We start from the raw sequence: 20,339 nt of genomic DNA, 5'->3' as shown, positions 1-20,339 counted from the left end.
CCCGGCAATCCGTGGAAACCCGCAGGGACGCAGTAGATTTGGGGCAGCAAAGCAGCCGCTTCAGCCATTCAGGAGACCAGAAACACCTTGCACCTCAAAAGCCTTACCGTCCGTGGGTTCAAGTCGTTTGCGTCGGCCACGACCTTCGATTTTGAGCCCGGAGTCACGGCAGTGGTGGGGCCGAACGGTTCCGGCAAGTCCAACGTGGTAGACGCCCTCTCCTGGGTGATGGGGGAGCAGGGAGCCAAAACGCTCCGCGGCGGCAAAATGGAGGACGTCATTTTTGCCGGGACTTCCGGGCGGCCGCCGCTGGGCCGGGCCCATGTGTCCCTGACGATCGACAACGCTGACGGGGCGCTGCCCATCGAATACAGCGAGGTCACCATCTCGCGGACCCTCTTTCGCACCGGGGGCTCTGAATACGCCATTAACGGCGCCAGCTGCCGTCTGCTCGACATCCAGGAACTGCTCTCGGATTCCGGTATGGGCCGGGAAATGCATGTCATCGTGGGCCAGGGGCAGCTGGACAAGGTCCTGCACGCCACTCCGGAGGACCGCCGCGGCTTCATCGAGGAAGCGGCCGGGATCCTCAAGCACCGCCGCCGCAAGGAAAAAACGGTCCGCAAGCTTGAGGCCATGCAGGCGAACCTGCAACGGCTGAGCGACCTGACGGGGGAGATCAGGCGGCAGCTCACACCACTCGGCAAGCAGGCTGATGTGGCGCGCCGCGCCCAGCGGGTCCAGTTCGATGTCCGGGACGCACGCGCACGGCTGTTGGCCGACGACCTCGTCCAGCAGCAGAGTTCACTCGAGCAGGACGTGGCTGACGAAACGGCGCTGAAGGCCCGCCGTGCCGTAATGGAGCAGCAGCTGGAGGAGGGGCGCCGCCAGCAGGCAGCTGTGGAACAGCTCGCCGCCGAGGCCACGCCAAAGCTCAACGCCGCGCGGGATACCTGGTACCGGCTCTCCGCTTCCAGGGAACGGCTCCGTTCGCTGGGCTCACTGGCCCAGGAACGCGGCCGGCTGCTGGGTGCCGTTGATGCTGAACCGTACTCGGGCAGGGATCCTGAGCAGCTGGAACGGCAGGCCGTCCGGGTCAGGGATGAGCTGACGGAGCTGGAGCGCCACATCCTGGACCGGCGCAGCGCGCTGGACTCAGCGACGGCTGCGAAGACCGGGGCCGAACTCGAGGCGTCTGCCGAGGAAAAAAGGCTCACTGCCGTCCTGCGGGCCGCAGCGGACCGGCGCGAGGGCTTGGCGAAACTTGCCGGACAAGTTGGTGCGGCAAGATCGCGGGTTGAATCAGCGCAGGCCGAGCTGGGCAGGCTGCGGGAATCACTCGCCGCCGGACAGGAACGCCGCCGCCGGGCCCAGTCGGAGTTCACCGCCCTGGAAACCCAGGTGGCGGGGGTCGAAGAGGGGGAGGAAAGCCTCGACGCCGACTACGAGGACGCCAGCGCAGAGCTCGACGCCGTCGTCCAGGACATTGCCGATCTGACCTCCGCAGGGGGAGAAGCTGTGCGCCAACGTGACGCCCTCGTGGCCCGACGGGACGCACTGCAGCTCGGCCTGAACCGAAAAGACGGCGCGGCGCACGCCCTCAACTCCGGGCTGGATGGCGTTGTGGGCACGCTTGCCTCGGGCCTCACCATTCAGCCGGGTTATGAGACGGCGATTGCCGCGGCGCTGGGCGACGCCTCCGAAGCGATAGTGGTCCGGGATCCAGCCGTGGCCGCCGTCGTGGTGCAACTTCTGAAGGACGACGATGCGGGGCGTGCCTCCCTGCTGCTGGCGTCTGCTGTGCCCCTGCGGGACGCAAACTCCGGCACGGGCGTACCCTTGCCGGCAGGCGCACGCTGGGCTGTGGACCTGGCATCCGGCGGGGGCGTGACCGCACCCGCCGTGGCCGCGCTCCTGACCGGGGTGGCAGTTGTTGAAGACCTGGATGGTGCGGGGCTGCTGGTTGCCGAACGCCCGGACCTGACAGCCGTGACCCGGGCCGGGGACGTGTTTACCGCCCTCACAGTGACTGGAGGCTCGGCGAAGGCGCCGTCCTTGCTTGAGGTGCAGGCCGCCGTGGACGACGCTGAGGCCCGGCTGGCCGTTGTCACCGCGGATCTGGAACGGAACAGGTTCGCCCTGGCAGGCGCCGAGGTCCGGCGCGCCGAGGCGCTGTCGAGGGCAGAAGCTGCCCTGGACCGCCTGCACGATTCTGACGCCCGGCTCGCGGCCGTGGCCGAAAGGCTCGGCCACCTGAACTCCATTCTGCGCAGCGCCGTCGGCGAAAGCGACAGGCTGGCCGCTTCGCTGGCCAGGGCCGAGGGCAATGTTGTTACCGAGGAACAGGCGCTCGCCGCCGTTGCGGCGCGGCTGGCTGCGGCGCAGGAGGCGCCGGCCGAAGAGGAACCCTCCACCGAACAGCGCGATGCGCTCGCATTGGCCGCATCCCTGGCCAGGTCTGCGGAGATGGACGCGAGGCTCTCGCTGCGCAGCACCGAAGAGCAGCTGACCGCCACCCGCAACCGGGTTCTCTCGCTGGAGCGATCGGCGGCCACCGAACGACGGGCGCGTGAAGAGGCTGCCGAACGGGCGCGCCGCCGTCGGATCCAGGCCAGACGGGCGGCCGCCGTCTCCGCTGCGGTGGAGCTGGCAATCCGTTTCATCGATGTTTCTGTTGAGCTGGCCAGGCATGAACGTGACCTCGCCGAAGAGAACCGGGAAGAGCGGGACCGTGCGCTGCTGGCGACCCGGACAACCAATGACACCCTGGCGCGTGAGCTGGGGGAACTGACCGACTCGGTTCACCGGGACGAACTGGCCCGCGCCCAGCAGCGGGCACGGATTGAAGCCCTGGAAACACGTTCCATCGAGGAACTTGGGATCACCCCTGACGTGCTGGTGGCGGACTTCGGCCCGGACGTTCCCGTGCCCGTCCCCGTGGAGGAAAGCGGGGACAAATGGGCGGCACTGCGGACACCCGTGGACGACGACGGCACACCGGTCCCCGAAGGCAAGCCCTTTGTCCGCGAGGAGCAGGAGAAGCGCCTCCGGAAAGCCGAGAGGGACCTGTCAGCCCTGGGCAAGGTCAACCCGCTGGCGCTGGAGGAGTTTGCGGCCCTGGAGGAACGCCACCAGTTCCTCAGCACCCAGTTGGAGGACCTGAAATCCAGCCGTAAGGACCTGCTGGACATCATCAAGGAAGTGGATGACCGGGTCCAGCGGGTCTTTACCGAGGCCTTTGAGGACACCCGGGACCAGTTCGTCCACGTCTTTGAACGCCTCTTTCCCGGCGGCGAAGGCCGGCTGGTGCTGACGGACCCTTCGGACATGCTCACCACCGGAATCGAGGTCGAAGCGCGACCTGCCGGCAAGAAAATCAAGCGCCTCTCACTGTTGTCAGGAGGCGAACGGTCCCTCACCGCCGTCGCCCTTTTGGTTGCTATCTTCAAAGCCCGCCCCTCGCCGTTCTATGTCATGGACGAGGTTGAAGCGGCCCTTGATGACACCAACCTCGGCCGGCTCATCACCATCTTCGAAGAGCTCCGGGAGTCGAGCCAGCTGATCGTGATCACCCACCAGAAACGGACCATGGAAGTGGCTGATGCGCTGTACGGCGTCACCATGCGCGGGGACGGCGTGTCCACCGTCATCAGCCAGCGGCTGGGCGCCGACGTCTAGCATCCGCGGCAGGTGGCCGCCGCGAACGCCTGCCGCGTTTGTGAGAAGCTAGGGGAGTGAATGACATCCTCCCCATTATTCTGTCCATTGTTGCTGCCCTGGCGGTTATTGGCGGGCTGATCCCGGTCCTGTTGAAGACGCGGAAGAACATCACCCAGTACCCCGGGACGCGCGACGCCAATGATCCCGCCACCCCGCAAGGCGGGGGAACACTGCTCGAGGACGCGCCCGTGGTTCCGGCCGAGCCCAACGCCCCCGCCGGCGTCGACCTCGAAGTCACCGATGTACCTGATGACGTGGCGGGCCTGGAAACCATCCAGGTTGAGACGCCCCTTCCCGTCGCCGGCCGCCTGACCCGCCTCCGGGAGCGACTGGTCCGGTCGAACAACATCCTCGGCAAGAGCCTGCTCGCGTTGCTGTCCAGCGACAAGATCGACGAACACGTCTGGGACGAAGTGGAGGAGACCCTCCTGCTGGCCGACCTCGGCACTGAACCCACCATGCAGCTGGTCGACGCCCTGCGGGAGCGCGTGAAAGTGCTCGGCACCAGGACCCCGGAGCAGGTCAAGGCACTGCTCCGCGAGGAACTGATCAAGCTCGTGGATCCCACCATGGACCGCGCCCTGCGCACCGACCGGCACGCGGACAAGCCGGCCGTCGTGCTGGTGGTAGGCGTCAATGGCGTGGGCAAGACCACCACCGTGGGCAAGCTCGCCCGCGTGCTCGTTGCCGAGGACAAGGACGTCCTGCTGGGCGCGGCGGACACGTTCCGCGCGGCAGCCGCGGAGCAGTTGGCCACGTGGGGCCAGCGTGTGGGTGTTCCCACGGTGAAGTCCGACGTCGACGGTGCGGACCCGGCGTCCGTCGCCTATGAGGCGGTCAAGGCGGGCATTGAGCAGGAAGTCGACGTTGTCATGATCGACACGGCGGGCCGCCTGCAGAACAAGACCGGCCTTATGGACGAACTCGGCAAGGTCAAGCGCGTCATCGAGAAACTGGCCGAGGTGGATGAGGTTCTGCTGGTTCTGGACGCCACCACCGGCCAGAACGGCCTGAACCAGGCCCGCGTCTTCTCCGAGGTAGTGAACATCACCGGCATCGTCCTGACCAAGCTCGACGGGACCGCCAAGGGTGGCATCGTGGTGGCCATCCAGAAATCACTCGGCGTGCCGGTCAAGCTGATCGGTCTTGGCGAAGGCGCCGATGACCTGGCTCCGTTCGAAGTTGAGAGCTTTGTCGACGCCCTGCTGAACTAGGGACCGGGTCTACACCGGGTCGACACCAACGAGGGGTGAGTTCCCGCCGCTAAGCCGAGGCCTCAGCGGCGGGACCTCACCCCTCGATGCGTTTCAGCGGCTCGCGCGTCACGGACCAGCAGGCCGCCGCGAGCACCAGCACACCGCCGGTGACGCCGAATGCCCAGCCGTAGCCCAGCCGGTCCGCCAGGACGCCCACCAGCACCGGTCCGGCAATGGCCCCGACGTCCGAGGTCATCTGGTAGGCCGCCAGGACCCGCCCGCCGGACCGCTCATTGCCAATGACATCCGCGACGGCGGCCTGCTGGGCAGGTCCCAGCAGGCCGGACCCCACCCCAGCCACAACCGATGCGGCGAGGAACCAGCCCAGGTGGGACGTGAAGCCGATGGCCGCCGTGGCGAGCCCGGCGACGAGGAGCCCCACGACCATCAACGGCCGCCTGCCCAGGCTGTCCGCCAGCCGGCCGGAGAACGTCAGTGCGGCGGCATTGCCCGCGGCGAAAACGGCCAGCGCAAGGCCGGCGGCCTCGGGACCGGCACCCAGCGCAGCAACGGCAAACAGCGGGACGGTGGCCATCCGCACACCAAAGGTGGCCCAGCCGTTGGCGAAGCTGGACAGCAACGCCGAGCGGTACACACCAATTCCCCAGGCCGCGGCGAAGCGCATGTCCGGGGCGCGGCCCACTGTGGACCGGTCCGCGGACGGCGCGTGGCTGAGTTGGGTCTGCACCACCGCGGCAGCAAGGATCAGCGCGGCGGCGTAGCAAAGGAACGGTACCCGCAAGCCGAATCCGGCGAGCAGCCCGCCCACCACCGGGCCCAGGACGCTGCCGATCAGGAACGCGGACGCGTAAGCGCCGGATACCCTGCCCCGGCTTTCCGGCGGCGCCAGCCGCACCACAAGGGCCATGGAAGCCACCGTGAACATCACGGAGCCCACACCGCCAAGCCCCCGGAAGACCAGGAGCTGCCAATAGTCCTGGGCAAAGGCGCACGCCGCGGTTGAAACAGCAACAATCAGCAGCCCCGCCACATAGACCGGCCGCTCACCCCATCGGGCAATCAAGGCCCCGCCTGCCGGCGCGAACACCAGCCGCATGAAGGCGAAGATGCTCACGATCACGGCGGCGGCTGTTGCCCCGACGTCGAAAGTGGTGGCGAACTGGGGCAAGACGGGCGCCACCAGCCCAAAACCGAGGGCAATCAGGAACGCCGCAGCGAGCATCACCTTGATGTCGCGCGGAAGCGTGGGCCGCTGCGGGCGGATAACGGACAAGATCCGCGTTGTGGCGCGGCTCACGCGTGATGGTGCCGTCATGGGGCGGGTTCCTTGCAAAGTAGGCAGCCGAGTGGCCGGCGGCAGTGGTGAAACATAACCGTAACAAGCCAGATATGCACCATTTACTTCCGGGAGGTTGTTGTAACAAGCCGGCAATATAAATCCTCTGCGGGCGAAACACGGCAGCGACACACTCGATACAGGACGCAAAAGGCGTTAGTAAGGCGGAGCATTCCGCAGCATCGATCATAGGGAGGACGTGCACCATGGAACTTACCGCAGGTCACGTATGGCTCATGGTGGCAGCAGCACTCGTGCTGTTCATGACACCAGGTCTGGCATTTTTCTACGGCGGCATGACGCGCGCCAAAGCTGCATTGAACATGATGATGATGAGCTTCATCTCCATCGGCATGGTCGGCGTGGTCTGGGTCCTCTGGGGCGCTTCGATGAGCTCCGGCGAGGGCTTCCTGCAGATTGTCGGGAACCCGTTCGCCACGTTCGGCCTTGAAGGCATCACCACCCCGGACGGGCTCATCAAGGTCGGCTACGCCGCCACCTTCGCCATCATCACCGTCGCCCTCATCAGTGGCGCGATCGCTGACCGTGCCAAGTTCGGCGCCTGGTCCGTCTTCGTCCCCGTCTGGGTCACCCTCGTTTACTGCCCCCTGGCCTACATGGTCTGGGGCGGGGGCCTCTTCGGCCCGGAAGGCGCCATTGGCCAGGCCCTCGGCCCGGCCATCGACTTCGCCGGCGGCACCGTGGTCCACATCAACGCCGGTGTGGCAGCCCTCGTACTGGTCCTGATCATCGGCAACCGCCGCGGCTTCGGCAAGGACCCGAACCACCGCCCGCACAACATCCCGTTCGTAATGCTCGGTGCAGCCATCCTGTGGTTCGGCTGGTTCGGCTTCAACGGCGGCGCCGCCACCACTGCTGAGCAGGGCGGCCTGATCTGGGTCAACACCCTCGCGGCCCCGGCCGCGGCAATGCTCGGCTGGCTTGTCACCGAACGCATCCGCGACGGCCACCCCACCTCACTTGGTGCTGCCTCCGGTGTGGTTGCCGGCCTGGTCGCCATCACCCCGGCCTGTGCCAACGTCAGCCCGGTGGGCGCTCTGGGCCTCGGCGTCATCGCCGGTGTCGCCTCGGCCCTGGCCGTCGGTCTCAAGTTCCGCTGGGGCTTCGATGACTCCCTGGATGTTGTGGGCGTGCACCTGGTCTCCGGCGTCATCGGAACGGTTGCCCTGGGCTTCATCGCACTCCCCACCGACGGTGTGGGCGGCGGCCTCTTCTACGGCGGCGGTCCGGCCCAGCTTTGGGCCCAGCTCGCAGCTGCAGGCATCGCCATCGCGTACTCGGCAATCCTCACGGCGATCATCGCCTACGCCATCCACAAGACCATGGGCTTCCGCGTCTCGCAGGAGCAGGAAGTTGTTGGTGTTGACCTCAGCCTGCACGCCGAGACGGCGTACGAGTTCGGAGTGGGCGGCCACGGCGGGAGCTTCCAGCCGCTCCACGAACTGATCAAGGGATCGGCCGGTGGCGCCGAAGCAGCCAAGAAGACCGAACCGGCAGCGGGCAAGGAAAGCGTGGAAGCATGAAACTGATCACAGCTATCGTCCGCCCGGAGAAGCTCGAAGCCATCCGGGAAGGCCTGGAGTCCTACGGCGTCCAGGGGCTGACGGTCAGCGCGGCCAGCGGCTACGGCCGCCAGCGAGGCTACACAGAGGTTTACCGCGGAGCTGAATACAACGTGGACCTCCTGCCCAAGATCCGGGTTGAAGTCCTCGCCACGGACGAACAGGCAGATGACATCCTGGACGTCATCATCGCCAGCTCCAACACGGGCCGCGCGGGCGATGGCAAGGTCTGGACCGTGGACGTCTTCGAAGCAGTCAGGGTCCGCACGGGAGAACGCGGCGTCGCCGCCATCTAGCAGTTCCGGAAGCTGATTGATCGGCAAAGCAGACTGTTCCACACGAAAGAGCGGGCAGGGAACCTCAAAAGGCTCCCTGCCCGCTCCGTTTGTTCTGGCCTACTCAGCCGCCGCTCAGCCAGCCAGCCTTAGCCAGCGAGCACTTAGCCAGTCGGCGCGGAACTTGGCCATCCGGCGGGACCGGCCGAACCGGCGTCGTACTTTTCCAGCGGCACCGTGCCCCGATGCCAGGCCTTCAGCACGGGCTCAAGAATCCGCCAGCATTCCTCCGCGGTGTCGCCGCGCACCGAGAGCAGCGGGTCGCCGCTCAGGACGCCCTCCAGCACTTCGCCATAGGGCAGCAGCTCAGAAGCGCTCAGCTCCGCATTCAGCGTTGTGCGGCTCAGGCTGAAGATGCTGCCGGGGCCGTTGACGTCGACGTCGAACGCCAGGGTATCCGGCCCGAACCCGATCCGCAGCTGGTTGGGGGAGTCCACGCCGGTGAATCCTCCCGGCAGATGCGGGACAGGGCGGAACGTGACCACGGCTTCCTTGCGTTTCACCCCGAGGGCCTTGCCCGAACGCAGGATGAACGGGACCCCCTTCCAGCGCCAGTTGTCGATGTCCACCCGGACTTCCGCCAGAGTCTCGGTCCCGCGGGCTGCGTCCACCCCTTCTTCCTGCGTATAGTCTGGGACGTTCCTGCCGGCAATCGAACCTGCCGTGTACGTGGCCCGGCGCGTGGATTTGGCGTACGGCGCGCTGATGCTGCTGGCGCGGAGCACGGCTGCGATCGCGTCCCGTAGGTCCCGCTCCCCGATGGTGGCCGGCGGCTCAATGGCCATCAGTGCCATGATCTGCAGCAGGTGGCTCTGGATCATGTCGCGCAGGGCGCCGGCATTGTCGTAATACCTCGCCCTTCCCTCCAGTGCCAGGTCCTCGTCGAAGATGATCTCGACCTTTTCCACGTGATCGCGGTTCCAGACGGGTTCCAAAAAATTGTTCGCAAAACGCAGGCCCAGGATGTTCAGCACCGTCGCTTTGCCCAGGAAATGGTCCACCCGGTGAATGTGGTCCTCCGGCACCAGCGCGGCGAGTGTGTGGTTAAGGGAACGGGCCGAAGCAACACTTGCGCCGAACGGCTTCTCCATTACCAGCCGTGTTCCGGCCGGAACCTGGTCGCGGTGCAGGGACTCGCAGGCCAGCTGGCTGACTTGGGGAGGCAACGCAAAATAGATCGCGGTGGGGCCTTCCAAGCCTGCCAACAATGCCGCCAGGGCTCCGTCCGCCGTAACATCCAGCTGGTGGTAGGGGGTAGCTTCCGCCAAGGCGGTGAGTGCCTTTTTTCCAGCCGCGTCGGCGGCCTCCACGGCGGGGGCGAAGGCTTCGTGGACCCGGGTCCGCCACTGTTCCGGCGTCCAGGCATCGGAGCCGGCGCCCACCAGGGCCAGGCCATCGGCACGGCCGCTCGCCACCAGCCGGGCCAGTCCCGGGAGCAGGAGGCGTCCCGTCAGATCGCCTGAGGCACCCAGAATGAGCAGGGTTTTTACACTTGTTTCGCTGGTCACCCTGCCAGCATGCCATCCGGCAAGCCCGACTTGGTACCCTAGATAGTCGAGTCCCCCCTGTAAATCCACTGAAAGAAGTGCGCGGCGCGTGTTCAATTCACTCTCTGACCGGTTGACAGCAACCTTCAAGAATCTCCGTGGCAAGGGCCGCCTCACTGAGGCCGACGTCGATGCCACAGTCCGGGAGATCCGCCGCGCCCTCCTGGATGCCGATGTCGCCGTTCCCGTGGTGCGTGAGTTTACGGCCCGCGTCCGCGAGCGTGCCCTCGGGGCAGAGGTATCGGGGGCGCTGAACCCCAGCCAGCAGATCGTCAAGATCGTCAATGAGGAACTCGTTGAGATCCTCGGTGGCGAGACCCGCCGGATCCGCCTTGCCAAGACCGGTCCCACCATCATCATGCTGGCCGGCCTTCAGGGTGCCGGTAAGACCACCCTGGCGGGCAAGCTCGCCAAATGGCTCAAGGCCCAAGGCCACAGCCCCCTGCTGGTGGCATGTGATCTCCAGCGGCCCAATGCCGTCACCCAGCTTCAGGTTGTCGGCAACCGCGCCGGCGTGCCCGTTTTCGCGCCGCACCCCGGAGCCACTTCGGAACTGGAGCACCCCGCCGGTGACCCGGTCGCCGTCGCCCGCGCCGGCGTTGAGGAAGCGCGCCAGAAGCTGCACGACGTCGTGATTGTTGACACCGCCGGGCGCCTCGGTGTTGACGCCGAGATGATGGAGCAGGCGAGCGAGATCCGCCGCGCCATCGTCCCCAATGAAGTGCTGTTCGTGATCGACGCCATGATCGGGCAGGACGCCGTGAACACGGCTGTGGCGTTTGACGAGGGTGTGAACTTCACCGGAATCGTGCTGTCAAAGCTCGACGGCGACGCCCGCGGCGGTGCCGCACTCTCGGTTGCGTCGGTCACCGGTAAGCCGGTTATGTTCGCCTCCACCGGCGAAGGCGTGGATGACTTTGAGCTGTTCCACCCGGACCGCATGGCCTCCCGCATCCTGGACATGGGTGACGTCCTCACCCTGATTGAGCAGGCCGAAAAGAACTGGGACAAGGACGAAGCCGCCCGGATGGCGAAGAAATTCGCCGACCAGGAAGACTTCACCCTGGACGACTTCCTCTCCCAGATGCAGCAGATCCGCAACATGGGCTCCATGAAAAAGATGCTCATGATGATGCCCGGTGCGCAGAACATCCGTGAGCAGCTGGAAAACTTTGACGAGCGCGAGATCGACCGTGTCGAAGCGATCGTGCGTTCCATGACGCCGCACGAACGCGTCGCCCCGAAGATCATCAACGGCTCCCGCCGGGCACGCATTGCCCGGGGTTCCGGCGTGCATGTCTCCGAGGTCAACGGCCTGCTGGAGCGCTTCGGCCAGGCCCAGAAGATGATGAAGAAGATGGCCCAGGGCGGCGGCATGCCCGGAATGCCCGGGATGCCTGGCATGGGCGGCCCCGGCGGCGCGCGGAAGGGCGGCAAGAACGCCCCGAAGAAGAAGGCCCGCTCAGGCAACCCTGCCAAGGCTGCCCAGGAGCTGAAGGACGCCGAGGCCCGGCGGGCCGGGGCGGCGAAGGCGCTCCCCACGGGGGCGGCGTTCGGCCAGCAGGCCGGCGACTTCGACCCGTCGCAGCTGAACCTGCCCAAGGGATTCGACAAGTTCCTCGGCAAGTAGCCACCCCTCCCGGCTGGGTAGCAGGCGTCGTTGTGGGCACTCATAACGACACTGGCAGCTGCCCAATTGGGATGTCGGTGCCGTGGAATAGGGTTGGGTCATGTTCAAACAGCGGGTAGTGTTCGTGCACGGCGCCGGACCTTTCGGTGCCGCGGCGTGGCTGCGCCAGCACGGCATGGCGCTGACGTACGACGCCCTGTTCCTGCGGCGGCACGGTTTTGACCCCGTCGCTGAACCCGTGGAGTCCTCGTTCGCTGAAGACACCGCCATCATCCTGCGCTCACTTGCCGATGACGGCCGCGGGGCTACTGGGGGCCATGTTGTTGCCCACGCCGAGGGCGCGATTGCGGCCATGATGGCTGCCGTCGAACGCCCCGAACTGGTGTATTCCCTCACGCTGGTAGAACCGGCGTGCCTGTCCCTGACCGCCGAACTGCCGGCCACGGCCGCACACCGCGCCCTGATGCAACCGCTGTTCGACGTCCGGCGCCAGCTCAGCGATGAAGACTTCCAGCGTGAGTTCGTGCGGCGAATGTTCGCGGCGGACCTGCAGGAGCCCGCCACGCCGGAGGAAAAACGGTCGGCGCGCCGGCTCCGGTTGCAGGCGCCGTCCTGGGAGGCCCCGCTGCACATAGTTCCGGGCGTCCCCACCATGGTCCTGACGGGTGGGTGGGAACCGCTCTACGAGGAAATCGCCGGATATCTGCAGGAAACCGGTGCCCTGCACCGCATCGCTGCGGGAGGACACCGGCCCCAGGACTCTGCCGAAGGTGACCGTGCCGTCCGGTCCTTCATCGCCGACGTCGGCAGGTCACGCTCGGTTCAGGCTTCCTGAGCCGTCAGTTCCCGGCCGGGATCCGAAGCTCGGGGAGGTAGACCTTCCCGCCGGCGGCCAGGAACTCCGCACTCTTTTCGCGCATCCCGCTGTAGGCCTCGGCGATGGCCGCCTGCGAATCGGCGGAACCGTATTCGTCCCTGATGTCCTGGCTGATCTTCATGGAGCAGAACTTCGGGCCGCACATGGAGCAGAAGTGGGCGGTTTTGGCCGGTTCGGCCGGCAGCGTCTCGTCATGGAAGGCCTCCGCCGTGACCGGATCCAGGGACAGCGCGAACTGGTCGCGCCAGCGGAACTCGAACCGGGCCTTGGACAGGGCATCATCCCGCTCATGGGCGCCGGGGTGGCCCTTGGCAAGGTCTGCTGCGTGGGCGGCGATCTTGTAGGTGATCACTCCGGTCTTCACATCGTCCTTGTTCGGCAGGCCAAGGTGTTCCTTGGGCGTGACGTAACAAAGCATCGCCGTGCCGTACCGGGCGATTTCGGTGGCGCCGATGGCGGACGTGATGTGGTCGTAGCCGGGGGCAATATCCGTGACCAGCGGCCCCAGCGTGTAGAACGGGGCGCCCTTGCAGAGTTCCTGCTGGCGTTCCACGTTCTCCCGCACCAGGTGGAACGGGACGTGCCCGGGACCTTCCACCATGACCTGCACGTCGAATTCCCACGCCCGCTGGGTCAGTTCAGCCAGGGTGTCCAGCTCGGCGAATTGGGCGGCGTCGTTGGCGTCCGCCGTCGCCCCCGGGCGCAGTCCGTCGCCCAGGGAGAACGCGACGTCGTACTTGGCGAAGATTTCGCACAGCTCGTCGAAGTGGGTGTAGAGGAAGTTCTCCTGGTGGTGCGCCAGGCACCACCCGGCCATGATCGCGCCGCCCCGGGAGACGATGCCGGTAACGCGGTTGGCCGTCAGCGGCACGTAACGCAGCAGCACACCGGCGTGGATGGTCATGTAGTCCACCCCCTGCTCGCACTGCTCGATGACCGTGTCCCGGTAGATCTCCCACGTCAGGGCGTTGGCCTCCCCGTTGACCTTTTCCAGCGCCTGGTAAATGGGCACCGTACCGATGGGCACGGGGGAGTTGCGGATGAGCCATTCCCGGGTGGTGTGGATGTCGTCTCCGGTGGACAGGTCCATCACCGTGTCGGCGCCCCACTGGGTGGCCCATTGGAGTTTGTCCACTTCCTCGGCAATGGAGCTGGTCACTGCCGAGTTGCCGATGTTGGCGTTGATCTTGACCAGGAAGGCCTTGCCGATGATCATCGGTTCGGATTCCGGGTGGTTGATGTTGTTGGGGATGATGGCGCGGCCGGCGGCGACTTCGCTGCGGACCAGTTCCACATCACAGTTTTCGCGGAGGGCGATGAACTGCATCTCGGGGGTGATGACACCCTGCCGCGCATAATGCATCTGCGTGACGGTCCGGCCGCCGACGGCGCGGCGGGGCACCGGCTGCGCGCCCTTCCACTCCGCAGAGGCTGCGCCGCGGCGGACGGCCGACTTGCCGTCGTCGAGCAGGTTCCGCTCCCGGCCGCTGTAGGGCTCAGTGTCTCCGCGGGCGGCGATCCACTCTGAGCGGAACGGGTTAAGGCCCACCACCGGATCGCTGCCCGGTCCCGCCGTGCGGTAGGTCCGGAAAGGCCCGTTCGGCGCGCCGTTTGGCGACGGTTCGAGGGCGATCTCGGTCACGGGAACCCGGATCCCGGTGGCCTCATCGTTGATAAACGCCAGCGAGTGGGACTTCAGTGACTGGGTTTGAGGCTGGAGCGGTTGATCCACGTCGGCTTCATTTTGGGCAGGGATCAGCTGTGTTTCTTGTGTATTCAATGAATACTCACTTCCTTCGCCGGCATTACCCGGACAGGTTCAACGGTCGCAGGCTGCGTCAGCCCGATCTCAGCCCCTGCAAGGGCTCCCGTGTGGTCAAGTCGAAGCTACCACAGGCCGAGGGTGGACTGGTGACAGCAATCACCGGAAAGCGGTCGCAATCTGTCTGCGCCGCCACTTGAATTAAATTGAAGCTTCAAGTAAATTGGAACCATAGCCGCCTTCCATCCGAAGGCCAACGGACCGGGAGTGTTCAAATGACTGCAGAAGCCACCAGCCGGGATCTCCTTCCTGCCGACCTCTCCATGGGCACCGTGATGCTCAAGGTAGGCGACATGAAGCTGATGACCGACTACTACCAGCGTGCGCTCGGCCTGGAGGTCGTCGCGGAACAGGACGGCGGCGTCTATCTTGGCCGCCTTCAACGCCCGCTGGTCCATCTCGCGGCCGCCCCGTCCTTGAATCTGCCTGGCAGGGGAGAGGCCGGGCTGTTCCACACCGCACTGCTGTTTGACGACCAGGCTTCGCTGGCCGCCACGGTAGCCACCGCCGCCCAGTACGAACCCCGGTCCTTCACCGGCAGCGCCGACCACCTCGTCAGCGAGGCCTTCTACTTCAATGACCCCGAAGGCAACGGCGTCGAACTGTACTGGGACAGGCCCCGCGAAAACTGGTCCTGGAACGGGAAGGATGTAGTGATGGACAGCCTGGCACTGCCGCCGCAGCGCTATCTCGAGCAGCACCTGAGCCAGGAATCCGTGGCCGGCCAGCGGGCCAGCGAAGCCGGCGTGGGCCACGTCCACCTCCAGGTGGGCGACGTCCAGTCAGCGCACGATTTCTACGTGGGCACGCTGGGCTTCGAAAAGACCGCCGGCTGGCACGGGCAGGCACTGTTTGTCTCCGCGGGCCGGTATCACCACCACATGGCCATGAACGTCTGGAACAGCCGCGGAGCCGGTCCCCGCAAGGACACCCTGGGCCTCGGCGAAGTGCTCATCGAGGTCCCTTCCGGGGATGACGTCGGAGCGCTCGCCGACCGCCTGAAGGTCGCCGGTGTGGCCTCGCACCACACGGGCGCCGAGCTTCGCTTCGAGGACCCGTGGCGCAACAATATCCGTGTCGCCGTCCGCTGAGTGCGGATGCCAAAAGTGCGGCCTGCCTTGTACTAGGCTGATTCTGAACGGCCGGGGCGGCACTTGCTACTGCCCTTCCAGGCCGCACCGTCGACGGAATGAGGGCTGTTCCCATGGGCTTCACTGAAATTTTTGTTTCCACTCACGATGCCGCGCTGAAGCGGGCGGACGTCCTGGATGCAGGCGGCTCCCCGGCGGGCCAGGCCCTGCGGATTCCCGGAATCAGCGATTTCGAAATCGAGCAGCTTGGCGATCTTGCCGGCGTTGCGGTGCACGCCGGTGGCGCGGACTACGAACTGGCCATGGTTGACGTGGCCAGTGATTCCCTCCTCGGGGTCCCGCCGGCCATGGTGCGTGCGCTCGCCGACCTGCTCAGCTACGAGACTGAAGGCGAAGGCAATGTCCTGGACGACGTCGCTGAAAAGTGGGCTGCCCAGGATGACATGCCGTTCGGCGTGGCCGAGGCCCGGACGTATGTCCAGCAGTTCGCTGAGCTGGCCAACTCCGTCGATGACGCCGCACGCACGGGCGTGTATGTCTGGTCGTCGTAGGCCGGCCGTGGCCCGCCGGGTCCGCCCGGCTGCCCCATCCCGACGTGTCAAGTCGAAATCCGGACGCTGATCTGGCACAATAAACAGGTACTCGATCTGCGTGGCCCCTCTCTCCGCGTCCGGATCCTGTCCTTCGAACCCTCAAGTATGGCCCGCCCCACGGGTGCAGAACGTCGGTTCACCCCTTTTCTGAAACAGGAGTGACCACAAAAGTGGCCGTAAAGATTCGCCTTAAGCGCTTTGGCAAGATGCGCGCACCGTACTACCGCATCGTCGTCATGGACGCACGCTCCAAGCGTGACGGCCGTGCCATCGAAGAGATCGGTAAGTACCACCCCACCGAAGAGCCCTCATACATCGAGGTGGACACGGACCGTGCCCAGTACTGGCTCGGCGTCGGCGCACAGCCGTCCGAGCAGGTTGCCGCGATCCTGAAGATCACCGGTGACTGGCAGAAGTTCAAGGGCCTGCCGGGCCAGGAAGGCACCCTGAAGACCAAAGCTCCGAAGGCTGCCTTTGTTGCCCCTGAAAAGGGTTCCGTGATCATCCCGGAAGCCATCACCAAGAAGTCGAAGCAGTCTGACGCAGCCGAGGCCCCGGCCGAGGCAGAGACCACCGAGGCTGAGTAGATTGCTGGCAGAAGCGCTCGAACACCTCGTCCGGGGAATCGTTGATTCGCCGGAGGATGTCAAGGTCAGCTCGAAGAACAACCGCCGCGGGGACACCCTCGAGGTTCGTGTTCATCAGGATGACCTGGGACGGGTGATCGGCCGCCAGGGCCGCACCGCACGGGCATTGCGCACCGTTGTGGCGGCACTGGCAGACGGCGAGCCGGTCAGGGTCGACGTCGTCGACACCGACCGCCGCCGCTAAGCGCTCGGCAACATCAGTTTTTTGCTCCGGCCCTTCCACCAGCAACGGTGGAGGGGCCGGAGTGCTTTCACCACATCGCCCAATCCCGGCACGATCACAGACAGAGGAACAGATGCAGCTTCAGGTGGCACGAATCGGCAAACCGCATGGAATCCGCGGCGAAGTGACGGTCCAGGTGCTGACCGACGCTCCGGGGGACCGGTTTGTTCCCGGTACCGAGTTTGTGGTGGAGCCTGCATCGGCCGGCCCGCTCATTGTTGAGGGTGCGCGCTGGAACAAGGACATCCTGCTGCTCGCATTCGAAGGAATCGAGACCCGCAACCAGGCAGAGACCCTGCGCGGCGCCAAGCTTTTCATCGAAACCGAAGAGCTGGACGAGGACGACGACGAAGGCTGGTACGAGCACGAACTAGTAGGGCTCGAGGCGCGCGTCGGGTCGCAGGTGGTCGGCAGGATCGCCGCCCTGCACACCTTGCCCGTCCAGGACCTGCTCGTGGTTGAAACGCCGGACGGCAAGGAAATCCTTGTCCCGTTTGTGGAGCAGATCGTTCCGGAGGTCAATGTGGCCGATGGCTTCGTCCTGCTGACGCCGCCGGACGGTCTCTTTGAGGTCAACGACGGCGAAGCCGGCCCCGGTGAAGCGGAGGAAAACGCGTAGATGAGAATCGACGTCGTCAGTATCTTCCCGGAGTACCTGGCGCCCCTGGAGCTCTCGCTCATTGGCAAGGCCCGCCAGGACGGCCTGTTGGACCTGCGCGTCCATGACCTGCGTGATTTCACCACCGACAAGCACCGCTCAGTGGACGACACCCCGTACGGCGGCGGCGCCGGCATGGTGATGAAGCCTGAGCCTTGGGCGCAGGCGTTGGCTGCTGTTGCCGCAGCTGCTGTCGCCGGATCCGGTGAAGCCGCAGGGGGCGCCGAGGCCACGGCGGCCGAGCCCGCCAAACCGGTTCTGATCGTCCCGTCGCCGGCAGGGGAGCGCTTCAACCAGGCCCTGGCCCATGAGCTCGCAGAAGAGGACCAGCTGGTTTTTGCCTGCGGCCGCTATGAGGGCATCGACGAGCGTGTCATCGAGTGGGCGGAAGAGCACTTCACGGTGCGCCCCATGAGCCTTGGTGACTATGTGCTGAACGGCGGCGAAGTGGCCGTTTTGGCCATGGTCGAAGCCATCGGCAGGCTGCTGCCAGGCGTTGTGGGCAACCCTGATTCCCTGGTGGAGGAGTCGCATTCGGACGGGCTGCTGGAATACCCCGTGTATACCAAGCCCGCCAGCTGGCGGGACCGGGAAGTCCCGGCAGTGCTGCTGAGCGGCAACCACGGGAAGATCGCGCAGTGGCGCCGCCACGAGCAGTACCGGCGGACGGCGGAACGCCGTCCGGACCTCCTGGAAACGTTCGACGCCGGGAAGCTGCCACGTGCCGACCGGACGGCTTTCGCCGACCTCGGGTACGAGGTCGTCGACGGTCACCTCCTGGCGCGGCGGCAGGCCGATACCAGCACGGACACCGGAACCGACGCCTCAACCTGAACCGGCGCGTCTGTGGTCCAAGGCGATTGGCTGTAGGCCCGCGAGTGTGGCAAAATTAGTCTTTGTGTCTGCTGGGTCCGCACCTGCCACAGGGGGAGCGCAACCAACAGCTGGACACCCCGGGACCTTCAATCAGTGAAGGAACCGGCCCCACTTAATTTTCGGCGGTAATTTCCGGTACTTCCGGGCTTGCCCGCCGTGACCCAAAGTGAATGTCCTGTGGCGTTCACCAGGAGTGCAATTATGCATATTCTCGATTCCGTAGATGCAGCCTCGCTGCGCACCGATGTTCCTGTCTTCCGCGCGGGTGACACCCTCAAGGTTCACGTGAACATCATCGAAGGCAAGAACTCCCGTGTCCAGGTGTTCCAGGGCTTCGTCCTTGGCCGCCACGGCGACGGTCTTCGCGAAACCTTCACCATCCGCAAGGTCTCCTTCGGCGTCGGTGTGGAGCGTACCTTCCCGGTGCACTCCCCGATCATCGACAAGATCGAAGTTGTCTCCAAGGGTGACGTGCGCCGCGCGAAGCTGTACTACATGCGCGACCTGCGCGGCAAGGCTGCGAAGATCAAGGAAAAGCGCGACTTCCAGCCCAAGAAGTAAGTCCCCAGGGACCTACAAAGCAGGCCCCAGCCGTACCAGGCCAGCGCCGGAGCCCTTCGCATCAGCGCCCCAGGAATACGGATCATGGACCAGACAAAACGCCAGCCCAGACGAATGGGCTGGCGTTTTGCGTTCCTGGCAGTTCTCCTGGCCGTGGCCATCAGCGGGCTGGTCCGTTCACTTTTGCTGGATGTCTATTACATACCGTCCGAATCCATGGAGCCGGTCCTCGCGAAGGGGGACCGCATCCTGGTCTCCAGGACAGACTTCCATGCCGAACCCATCCGTCGGGGCGACATTGTGGTCTTCGACGGCAGGGGTTCGTTTGCTCCCCTGCACAGTGGGAAGGGCCCCTTTCTGGATTCCCTTGCAGCGGCCGGGCAGTGGCTTGGCCTGGCCAGCAGCGACACCACGTACGTCAAACGTGTCATCGGCATCCCCGGGGACACCGTGGTCTGCTGCGATGCAGACGGAAAGATCACCGTCAACGGTGGGGCACTCGATGAGCCGTACCTGTTCGGCGGAGACAGCCCAAGCACGCAGGTCTTCAGCGCCGTGGTGCCCGACGGAAGGCTTTGGCTGCTCGGTGACCACCGCTCGGCGTCCGCCGATTCGCGCAGCCTGCTCGGTGCGCCCGGCGGCGGCATGGTGCCAATGGACCGCGTTATCGGCAGGCCGGTCCAGATCGTCTGGCCACTTGATAGATTTGCTGCAGTACCACGGCCGCCAGCGGCAGGATCAACAACAGAGGACGGACAGTAGATGCCCGAGAACAAAGCCCGGACACCTGAGCCGCCTCGCGACGGCGCCCCCGGTGCCGACACCGACGGTATGTCCGCCAACGCGATTTCCGGCGGCGGGACATCCGACGGCGTGGCGGATAGCAGCCCGTCGGCGCCACAGTCCGGCAGGCGATCCGCGGCACCGACTTCCGAGCCCGCCGCCCCCAGCCAGCTCTTTGTCTGGCTGAAGGAGGTTGCCACGGTAGTGGTGATCGCCGTGGTGCTGTCCTTCCTGATCAAGACGTTCCTGTTCCGCGCGTTCTATATTCCGTCCGAGTCCATGGTCAGCACCCTGGACGTCAACGACCGCATCTTCGTGAACCTGCTGGTTCCGGAGCCGTTTTCCCTCTCACGCGGCGACGTTGTGGTCTTCCGTGACACCAAGGGCTGGCTGAGCTCCGCACCGGAGGAACCGAATGGACCTTTCACATGGGTCCAGGACGGTCTGACATTTGTGGGACTTTTGCCGGACAACTCGGAACAGCACCTCGTCAAACGGGTTGTCGGGCTACCCGGTGACCACGTGATCTGCTGCGACGCCGGCGGTAAACTGACCATCAACGGATCTCCTATTGATGAAACCTATGTCAACGGGGCTGAGGAACCGCAGATCCGTGCTTTCGACGTCGTTGTTCCTGAAGGAAAGGTCTGGGTCATGGGCGATAACCGCAATCACTCCGCGGATTCCCGCTCGCACCTGGAATCCAATGGCGGATTCGTCGACCTCGTGGACGTAGAGGGCAAAGCCGCCGTCATCGCATGGCCGCTGAACCGGATCACTGTCCTTGACAATTATCCGGCCGTCTTCCGGAACGTGCCTGCGGGAGGCTAGGGGTGTCCG

The 20,339-nt window shown here is 65.5% G+C and carries 18 protein-coding genes and 1 riboswitch; of the genes, 15 read left to right on the top strand and 3 right to left on the bottom strand.

Annotated elements, in window-relative coordinates:
• Window positions 1-87: 87 nt before the first annotated feature.
• Both smc and ftsY read left to right on the top strand, forming a co-directional pair.
• Window positions 88-3,678 (top strand): chromosome segregation protein SMC, encoded by a 3,591-nt coding sequence (gene smc / locus ACX80M_RS03570; RefSeq protein ID WP_459308867.1) that lies wholly within the window; start codon window positions 88-90, stop codon window positions 3,676-3,678.
• 56 nt (window positions 3,679-3,734) lie between these two features.
• Window positions 3,735-4,934 (top strand): signal recognition particle-docking protein FtsY, encoded by a 1,200-nt coding sequence (gene ftsY, locus ACX80M_RS03565; RefSeq protein ID WP_459308865.1) that lies wholly within the window; start codon window positions 3,735-3,737, stop codon window positions 4,932-4,934.
• Between the two features lie 76 nt (window positions 4,935-5,010).
• Here ftsY and ACX80M_RS03560 read toward each other — a convergent pair whose 3' ends face one another.
• Window positions 5,011-6,252 (bottom strand): MFS transporter, encoded by a 1,242-nt coding sequence (locus ACX80M_RS03560; protein WP_459308863.1) that lies wholly within the window; start codon window positions 6,250-6,252, stop codon window positions 5,011-5,013.
• Between the two features lie 227 nt (window positions 6,253-6,479).
• On the opposite strand from ACX80M_RS03560, the gene ACX80M_RS03555 reads away from it, so the two are divergent.
• Window positions 6,480-7,817 carry an ammonium transporter gene (locus ACX80M_RS03555; protein ID WP_252609987.1) on the top strand — a complete coding sequence of 446 codons (1,338 nt, stop codon included), beginning with the start codon at window positions 6,480-6,482 and terminating at the stop codon, window positions 7,815-7,817.
• Window positions 7,814-8,152: a P-II family nitrogen regulator gene (locus ACX80M_RS03550; RefSeq protein ID WP_056349123.1), complete on the top strand. Its 339-nt coding sequence runs from the start codon at window positions 7,814-7,816 to the stop codon at window positions 8,150-8,152. Before ACX80M_RS03555 ends, ACX80M_RS03550 begins: the two co-directional genes overlap by 4 nt.
• A gap of 143 nt (window positions 8,153-8,295) precedes the next feature.
• Here ACX80M_RS03550 and ACX80M_RS03545 read toward each other — a convergent pair whose 3' ends face one another.
• Window positions 8,296-9,699 (bottom strand): glucose-6-phosphate dehydrogenase, encoded by a 1,404-nt coding sequence (locus tag ACX80M_RS03545; RefSeq protein WP_459308861.1) that lies wholly within the window; start codon window positions 9,697-9,699, stop codon window positions 8,296-8,298.
• An 88-nt stretch (window positions 9,700-9,787) separates the two neighbouring features.
• On the opposite strand from ACX80M_RS03545, the gene ffh reads away from it, so the two are divergent.
• Both ffh and ACX80M_RS03535 read left to right on the top strand, forming a co-directional pair.
• Window positions 9,788-11,368 carry a signal recognition particle protein gene (gene ffh, locus ACX80M_RS03540; protein WP_252609991.1) on the top strand — a complete coding sequence of 527 codons (1,581 nt, stop codon included), beginning with the start codon at window positions 9,788-9,790 and terminating at the stop codon, window positions 11,366-11,368.
• 100 nt (window positions 11,369-11,468) lie between these two features.
• A complete protein-coding gene (locus ACX80M_RS03535; protein WP_252601592.1) occupies window positions 11,469-12,203 on the top strand; it encodes an alpha/beta fold hydrolase in 735 nt (244 codons plus the stop codon).
• Window positions 12,204-12,207: 4 nt separating this feature from the next.
• On the opposite strand, the gene thiC is transcribed toward ACX80M_RS03535, so the two are convergent.
• A complete protein-coding gene (gene thiC, locus ACX80M_RS03530) occupies window positions 12,208-14,025 on the bottom strand; it encodes a phosphomethylpyrimidine synthase ThiC (protein WP_459308858.1) in 1,818 nt (605 codons plus the stop codon).
• A riboswitch (TPP riboswitch) is annotated at window positions 14,020-14,127 on the bottom strand. Its footprint overlaps the gene before it by 6 nt.
• Before the next feature lie 155 nt (window positions 14,128-14,282).
• Between thiC and ACX80M_RS03525 the strand changes: the two genes are divergently transcribed.
• From ACX80M_RS03525 to lepB (ACX80M_RS03485), 9 genes are all read left to right on the top strand, one after another.
• Entirely contained in the window at window positions 14,283-15,158 is an 876-nt protein-coding gene (locus ACX80M_RS03525; protein WP_252609995.1) for a VOC family protein, read from the top strand.
• Window positions 15,159-15,271: 113 nt separating this feature from the next.
• Complete coding sequence (locus ACX80M_RS03520) at window positions 15,272-15,709, top strand: hypothetical protein (protein ID WP_200950819.1); 438 nt, start codon at window positions 15,272-15,274, stop codon at window positions 15,707-15,709.
• Window positions 15,710-15,921: 212 nt separating this feature from the next.
• Window positions 15,922-16,338, top strand: coding sequence for a 30S ribosomal protein S16 (rpsP, locus tag ACX80M_RS03515; RefSeq protein WP_056349101.1), 417 nt, complete (start codon window positions 15,922-15,924; stop codon window positions 16,336-16,338).
• Between the two features lies 1 nt (window position 16,339).
• Window positions 16,340-16,582 (top strand): RNA-binding protein, encoded by a 243-nt coding sequence (locus ACX80M_RS03510; RefSeq protein WP_056349097.1) that lies wholly within the window; start codon window positions 16,340-16,342, stop codon window positions 16,580-16,582.
• A 112-nt stretch (window positions 16,583-16,694) separates the two neighbouring features.
• On the top strand, window positions 16,695-17,240 hold the full coding sequence (gene rimM, locus ACX80M_RS03505; protein WP_252609997.1) for a ribosome maturation factor RimM: 546 nt from the start codon (window positions 16,695-16,697) through the stop codon (window positions 17,238-17,240).
• Window positions 17,241-18,113 carry a tRNA (guanosine(37)-N1)-methyltransferase TrmD gene (trmD, locus tag ACX80M_RS03500; protein WP_459308855.1) on the top strand — a complete coding sequence of 291 codons (873 nt, stop codon included), beginning with the start codon at window positions 17,241-17,243 and terminating at the stop codon, window positions 18,111-18,113. It begins immediately after the preceding gene.
• 243 nt (window positions 18,114-18,356) lie between these two features.
• Window positions 18,357-18,716 carry a 50S ribosomal protein L19 gene (gene rplS / locus ACX80M_RS03495; RefSeq protein WP_056349088.1) on the top strand — a complete coding sequence of 120 codons (360 nt, stop codon included), beginning with the start codon at window positions 18,357-18,359 and terminating at the stop codon, window positions 18,714-18,716.
• A gap of 84 nt (window positions 18,717-18,800) precedes the next feature.
• The gene (gene lepB / locus ACX80M_RS03490; RefSeq protein ID WP_252610002.1) at window positions 18,801-19,478 is read left to right on the top strand and encodes a signal peptidase I; all 678 of its coding nucleotides are present in this window, start codon (window positions 18,801-18,803) and stop codon (window positions 19,476-19,478) included.
• The gene (gene lepB / locus ACX80M_RS03485; RefSeq protein ID WP_252610005.1) at window positions 19,479-20,330 is read left to right on the top strand and encodes a signal peptidase I; all 852 of its coding nucleotides are present in this window, start codon (window positions 19,479-19,481) and stop codon (window positions 20,328-20,330) included.
• The last annotated feature ends 9 nt before the right edge of the window (window positions 20,331-20,339 follow it).

It is taken from the genome of Pseudarthrobacter sp. MDT1-22 (genome assembly GCF_054511035.1).
This window is presented reverse-complemented; position numbering and strand designations above follow the sequence as displayed.